Annotated in this window: 6 protein-coding genes; 2 read left to right on the top strand and 4 right to left on the bottom strand. The window is 69.1% G+C overall.

Annotation, left to right across the window (positions count from 1 at the left end; genetic code table 11):
• Both ACE3QW_RS18000 and infA read left to right on the top strand, forming a co-directional pair.
• Positions 1–271, top strand: a 271-nt coding sequence (locus tag ACE3QW_RS18000; RefSeq protein WP_374252956.1) for a hypothetical protein, incomplete at its 5' end; no start/stop codon positions are given.
• 216 nt (positions 272–487) lie between these two features.
• Positions 488–763 (top strand): translation initiation factor IF-1, encoded by a 276-nt coding sequence (gene infA, locus ACE3QW_RS17995; protein WP_012115181.1) that lies wholly within the window; start codon positions 488–490, stop codon positions 761–763.
• 87 nt (positions 764–850) lie between these two features.
• On the opposite strand, the gene ACE3QW_RS17990 is transcribed toward infA, so the two are convergent.
• From ACE3QW_RS17990 to ACE3QW_RS17975, 4 genes are all read right to left on the bottom strand, one after another.
• Positions 851–2,455 (bottom strand): GMC family oxidoreductase, encoded by a 1,605-nt coding sequence (locus ACE3QW_RS17990; RefSeq protein ID WP_374252953.1) that lies wholly within the window; start codon positions 2,453–2,455, stop codon positions 851–853.
• Between the two features lie 20 nt (positions 2,456–2,475).
• Complete coding sequence (locus tag ACE3QW_RS17985; protein WP_374252951.1) at positions 2,476–4,677, bottom strand: thiamine pyrophosphate-dependent enzyme; 2,202 nt, start codon at positions 4,675–4,677, stop codon at positions 2,476–2,478.
• 137 nt (positions 4,678–4,814) lie between these two features.
• Entirely contained in the window at positions 4,815–5,567 is a 753-nt protein-coding gene (locus ACE3QW_RS17980) for an SDR family oxidoreductase (protein WP_250168201.1), read from the bottom strand.
• Entirely contained in the window at positions 5,564–6,406 is an 843-nt protein-coding gene (locus tag ACE3QW_RS17975; protein ID WP_374252949.1) for a shikimate dehydrogenase, read from the bottom strand. Before ACE3QW_RS17975 ends, ACE3QW_RS17980 begins: the two co-directional genes overlap by 4 nt.

The raw sequence follows: 6,406 nt of genomic DNA, 5'->3' as shown, positions 1-6,406 counted from the left end.
CTATGCCCGCGCGGCCGCGTGGATCCTCGGGGCGGATCGCTGGCCCGAGGCGCGGTGGGCCGATCTGGAAGCGCAGCTCGGGGTGGCGAAGCAGGACGGATCCGAAGCCGGTCCGGCAACGGCGCCGGCCGTCGCGACGGCCAGAACCGCAGCGGTGAAGGCCGTGGCGCGCGTCCCCAGGGCGAAGGCCGTGGCGGCGAGCGGGCGGGCGATCGTGGCGGTGAGCGTGGTTCGCGTCCCGGCAACGATCTCGGCGGCCTCGGCTTCATGAAGGCGGTGTCCAACCGGGGCGAGCGTCCTGCGGGCCGCCCTGCCGGTGCCAAGCGGCCAGTGAACTGAGCATCCGCTCGCGCGTCACACTGCGTTGAACAGGACACGCCGGGCCTTTTTCCCGGGCCGGCGTGTCCCACCTATGGGAAATCGGGCGATTTTGTGAGATAAGCCCGCCAAATTCGTCCCGCGTCGCGGGACAGCTGGAGACGACTATATGGCGAAGGAAGAACTGCTGGAGTTCGAGGGAACTGTGACCGAAGTGCTGCCGGACGGCAATTTCCGGGTCCGGCTCGACAACGACCACCAGATCCTGGCCTATGCGGCCGGCAAGATGAAGAAGAACCGCATCCGCACCATCGAGGGCGACCGCGTGGTGGTGGAGATGTCGCCTTACGATCTCGATCGCGGCCGGATCAACTTCCGCCACAAGGCCGAGGGCAACGCCCCGCCGCCCGGCGCACGCCGTCAGCAGAATTTCCGCCGCCGCTGATCCCTCGGGATCGCGGACAGGGCGTTCGGCGCCGGCCGGGGAAATCCCCGCGCCGGCTTTTGGCGTTTGACGTAGCGCTGCCGCTGATTAGGCTCTGCCGTCCGCCTTGATGAGATCGGCCGCCTTCTCCGCGACCATCATCACCGCCGCCGCCGTGTTGGCGGAGACCAGCGTCGGCATCACCGAGGCGTCCACCACGCGCAGGCCGGAAAGACCGACGACGCGCAGGTGCGGGTCCACCACCGCCTGCGGCCCGGTGCCCATGCCGCAGGTGCCGACGGGATGGTAGATGGTCTGCCCGGTGCGGCGGGCGAACTCCACGAAGTCGGCGTCGCTCCGGCAGTCCGGCCCGGGGTTCATCTCGAAGGCGCGATAAGGGTCCATGGCCGTCTGCCCGACGATGTCGCGGGCGATCCGCATGCCGGCGGCAAGACAGGCGCGGTCTTCCTCCACGGCGAGGAAGTTGGGTCGGATGGCCGGCGGCGTCAGCGGGTCGGCGCTCTTCGCATGGATCGAGCCCACCGAATGGGGCCGCAGCTGGGTGACGCCGATGGTCATGCCCGGCAAATGATCCAGCGCCCGGTCGGCGGCGTTGGCGTAGCTCGCGTGCATGAAGAAGTACTGCACGTCCGGCCCGGCGAGGCCCGGCCGCGTCTTCACGAAGCCATGGGCGAGGCCCGTGCCCAGTGTGAGGATGCCCTTGCGGGTGAGGAAATACTGCGCCACCGCCTTGGCGAGGGCGATGCCCCGCGTCTGCTCGTTGAGGGTGATAGGCTCCTTCACCCGCCAGTTCATGCGGGTGGCGAAATGGTCCTGATAATTGTTGCCGACGCCCGGCAGCGCATGGACCACGGGAATTCCCGCCGCCTTCAGCACGTCCGGATGGCCGATGCCGGAGAGTTCCATGAGATGGGGTGACTGCACCGCGCCTGCGGTGAGCAGCACCTCGCCGGCCGTGAACGCGGTCTCTTCCTTCCCATCCCGCCGATACACCACGCCGGTCACCCGCCGCCCGTCGAGCACGAGGCGCAGGGCCTGCGCGTGGGTGACGACCTTGAGGTTGGGGCGGGAGAGGGCAGGGCGCAGATAGCCGTCCACCACGGTCCAGCGCCGTCCGCCGCGCTGGTTCACCTGATAATAGCCGAAGCCTTCCTGATCCTTCCCGTTGTAATCGGGATTGCGGGGAAAGCCGGCCTCTTCAGCCGCCGAGAGGAAGGCCTCGGAGAGCACCGGCCGCTCCGTCACGCGCACGATGCTGATGGGGCCGTCCGTGCCGCGCACGCTGGGGTCCGCATCCGGCTCGTCGAAGCGCTCGAACTTCTTGAAATAGGGCAGAACGTCGTCATAGCCCCAGCCGGTGGCGCCGCGCTGGGCCCAGCCGTCGAAATCCTGCTTCTGCCCGCGCACGAAAATCATGCCGTTGATGAGCGTGGAGCCGCCGAGCCCCTTGCCGCGCGGCACCACGATGGGGCGGTCGTAGGTGTTGGGCTCGGGCTCGGTGTTGAAGCGCCAGTTGAAGGCGCTGCCCGACAGGAGCTTGGAGAAGCCGGCCGGGATGGGCACCCAGAAGCCCTTGTCGGTGCCGCCCGCCTCCAGCAGCAGCACGCGGCGGCGCGGGTCTTCCGAGAGCCGGGCGGCGAGGATGCACCCTGCGGTGCCGCCGCCCACCACGATGTAATCGAAACTGTCCATCGTCTTCGATCCGAATGGGACTAGAGGGCGGCGCCGGGCATTCCCGGCAGCGGCGTGCCTTTCGCGGCCATGGTGACGGCGAGGCCCGCGATGACCTCTTCCTTGCCGGCGAAGGCGGCGCGCTCGAGCACCTTGGAGATGGTGGGCGAGGCGATCTTTCCGGTCACGCGCTGCACCGGCTGGTCCAGCCAGTCGAGATAGCGGCGCTGGATCTCGTCGGCGAGGAAGCCGCCATAGGAGGTGGAGAGGGAGCCCTGCTCCACGATCAGCACGTTGTTGGTCTTGCGGATGCTCTCGCCGATGGTGTCCCAGTCGAGCCCGGCCCGGTCGAGAGAGCGCAGGTCGATGATCTCGGCGTCGAGCCCCAGTTCCTCCACCGCCTCGCGGCTGCGATGGACCATGGCGGAATAGGTGAGGATGGTGAGTTCGCCGCCCGGCCGCACCACCTTCGCCTTGCCGAAGGGGATGATGTAGTCGAGGTCGCCGTCGGGAATGGCGCCGGAGGTCTGGTAGAGGTCCACATGCTCGATCACGAGCACGGGGTCCTCGCAGGTCAGCGCGGCATTCATCAGGCCCACATAGTCGAACGGGGTGGACGGCGCGACGATGCGCCAGCCGGGGGAGGTGGCGAACACGCCCGCGGGGTCCAGCGAATGCTGGGAGCCGTAGCCCGTGCCCATGGCGATCTTGGTGCGCAGCACCAGCGGCACCGGAACATCCGCCCCGAACATGTGCCGTGCCTTGCCGATCTGGTTGAACACCGGGTCGGCGGCCACCCACATGAAGTCGGGATACATGAACTCGATGATGGGCCGGTAGCGCCGGTCCATGGCGATGCCGCCGGCGAGGCCCGCGAACGCGCCTTCGGAGATGGGCGTGCCCAAACAGCGGTCGGGGAAGGCGGCGGCGAGGCCGCGGGTGGCGCCGTTGGTGCCGCCCTTCAGCTTGTGGATGTCCTCGCCCATGATGACGAAGCGCTCGTCCGTCTCGAAGCGGCGGTGGAGCACGTCGGCGATGGCGTCCACGAACTTGCGCTCGGAAAGGCGGCCGCGATAGGTCGCCTCCTCCTCGGCGCGCTTGCCCGAAAGTTCAGAGAGATCGCCGCGGATGCCTTCGTCCACGAAGGACACGTTGGGCCACATGCCGGGCATCACCCGGCGCTTGTTGCCCACGGTCTCGACGAGCTGCGCGGCGGCGTCGGCCATGGCCGCTTGCGCGCGTTCGGTGAGGGCGTCGAGATCATCCTGCGTGAGCACGCCGCGCGCCACCAGCGCCGCGCCGGTGCGCTTGATGGGATCGCGGGCGCGCCAGGAGGCCTCTTCCTCCTTGGTGCGATAGCCGAAAGCGGAGCCGGGCAGGGCGCCGTTCTGGTGGAAATAGCGGTAGACGTCTGCCTCGATCACCGCCGGGCCCTTGCCCGCGCGCATGATCTTCAAAGCTTCCTGCGTGGCGAGATGGACCGCCAGCGGGTCCATGCCGTCCACCTTCCACGAGGGAATGCCGAAGCCGGTGCCGCGACCGGAGAGGCGGGTCTCGCGGGTCGCCTCTTCCACGGTGGTGGCCACCGCATAGCCGTTGTTCTCGATGAAGAAGAGCAGCGGCAGGTCCCACGCGGCGGCGAGATTCATGGTTTCCAGCACCGCGCCGATGTTCACCGCGCCGTCGCCGAAATAGGAGATGGCCACATCCCCCGTGCCCGCGCGCTTGTGGGCGAAGGCGGCACCCGCCGCCAGCGGCACGCCGCCGCCGACGATGGCATTGGTGCCGATGGCGCCCGCCTCACCCCAGCGCAGATGCATGGAGCCGCCGCGCCCGTGGCCGAAGCCGGGCTCGAGGCCGAGGATTTCGGCGAGCGAGCGGTGGAGCAGGGCGTGGGTGTCGTCGCTGAGCGGCGCGGTGGGGTCGAGCCCGGGCGCCACATAAGCCAGCGCCTTGGCGAGGAACTGGTGATGGCCGCGATGGGAGCCGTTGACCTGATCGGTGGGGCGCAGGCCCACGATGGAGCCGGCCGCGCCGCCCTCCTGGCCGATGGAGGAATGGGCCGGGCCGTGCACGAGGCCTTCGCCGGCCAGCTCCAGCACCTTCTCCTCGAAGGCGCGGATGAGCGCCATCTGCGCCAGCAGCTCCTTGAGCAAAGCCGGGTCGGCGGTGGCCCAATCGGCCTCCGTGGACTTCAATTCGACCCAGGGCGCGGCGGGATGAAGGGCAATGGTCTCGGGCATCTCTTGTCTCCGTGCCGCGGCGTCCTCCTGCGCTCGGAGTGGCGTCGGGACCGTCAATTAAAACGTTTCATTTCGATGCTTCCGGCACCTGCCGGAAGCTGTGTTCAGTACGTCTGCGGCACCCGCCGCAGACGTGTTCAGAGGTAGCCGTAGGCGGTCCAGCCGCCATCGACGGCCATGACCTGACCGGTCACGGCGCTCGCCTGGTCGGAGGCGAGGAAAACGGCCATGCGGGCCACCTCCTCGGTCTCGATCAGCCGGCCCATGGGCGTGCGGGCCTTGAGCCTGTCGAGGTCGAGGCGGCCGCGCTGGGCGAGGTCGTCGAGGAAGGGGGTGCGCACGTAGCCGGGGGCGAGGGCATTCACCCGCACGCCCTCGCGCGCCCATTCGCAGGAGAGCGCCTTGGCCATCATGGCGACGCCGGCCTTGGAGGCGCAGTAGCCGATGCGCTCGGGCGCGGCGACGATGCCGTACATGGAGGCCATGAGCAGCAGCGAGCCGCCGCCCTGCGCGATCATCCGCCGGCCGGCTTCCTGCGCGGTGAGGAACACGCCGGTGAGGTTGATGGAGATGACGCGCTCCCACTCCTCCTCGCTCACCGAGAGGGTGGGAGCATTCTGCGAGACGCCGGCATTGGCGAGGCAGATGTCCACCGGCCCGAACCGCACCTCGGCGGCATCGAAGGCGGCCACGATGTCCGCCTTGCGCGTCACCGAGCCCTTGACGGCGAGGGTCTCGCCCAGCTCTTCCGCGACGGACGCGGCGGCGGGATCGAGGTCGAGCAATACGAGGGAGGCGCCCTCCGCCCGGAAGGCCCGCGCTACGGCAAGGCCGATGCCCGAGGCGCCGCCGGTGATGAGGGCGCAGCGGCCCGCCAGCGCGCCGGTCACGAGGCGGCTCCCGAGGAATGCGAGATAAGCGCGCGCATGCCGAGGAAGTCGGCCATCAGATCGAGTTGGCACACCAGCATGGGCTTGCCGGGATGGGTGCGGCAGCCCTTCGCCTTGGCGGCAGCGAGGATGGCGGTTTCCTCCGGCTGCATGATGACCTCGGCGACGATCTGGTCGCTCGTCAGCCGCGATGCGTCGAGCGGCAGGGCATCGCCCGCCTTCAGTCCCAGCGAGGTGGCGTTGGCGACGATGTCGTGGCCTTCAGGGTCGGCGGTGCCGATCTCCACCGGCGCGCCCGGGAACGCCTCGGCGAGGCGCTGGGCGAGGTCTTCCGCCTTCGCCCGCGTGCGGTTGGCGATGGTGAGGCGGGCGACGCCCGCCTCCACGAAGGCGAAGGCGATGGCATTGGCCGCGCCACCTGCTCCCGCGAGATAGACGCTCTTGCCCTTCGGATCGATACCGGCCGCGATGAGCCCGCCGACGAAGCCCTTGCCGTCCAGCATGTCGCCGACCAGCCGCCCGTCTTCCTCCCGGCGCACCACGTTGCAGGCGCCGATGCGGCGGGCGCTGTCGGACACTTCGTCCAGAAGGTCCACGATGGCGGTCTTGTGCGGCACCGTCACCACGAAGCCGCCGAGGCTCTTCATGGCTTTCAGGCCGTCCACGAGGCGCGGCAGTTCCTCGGACGAAACGTGGAAGGGCACCATCACGCCGTCGCGGCCCTCGCGCGCCATGAGCGCGTTGAGCATCTGCGGCGTCTTCACGTGATGGATGGGGTCCGCGAGGATGCCGTAGACCTTGGTGAGGCCGGAAATCTCTCGGGATGTCGGGGCGGTCAT

Origin of the sequence: Xanthobacter sp. (assembly GCF_041911315.1) — a bacterium.
Lineage (GTDB): Bacteria > Pseudomonadota > Alphaproteobacteria > Rhizobiales > Xanthobacteraceae > Xanthobacter > Xanthobacter aminoxidans.
This window is presented reverse-complemented; position numbering and strand designations above follow the sequence as displayed.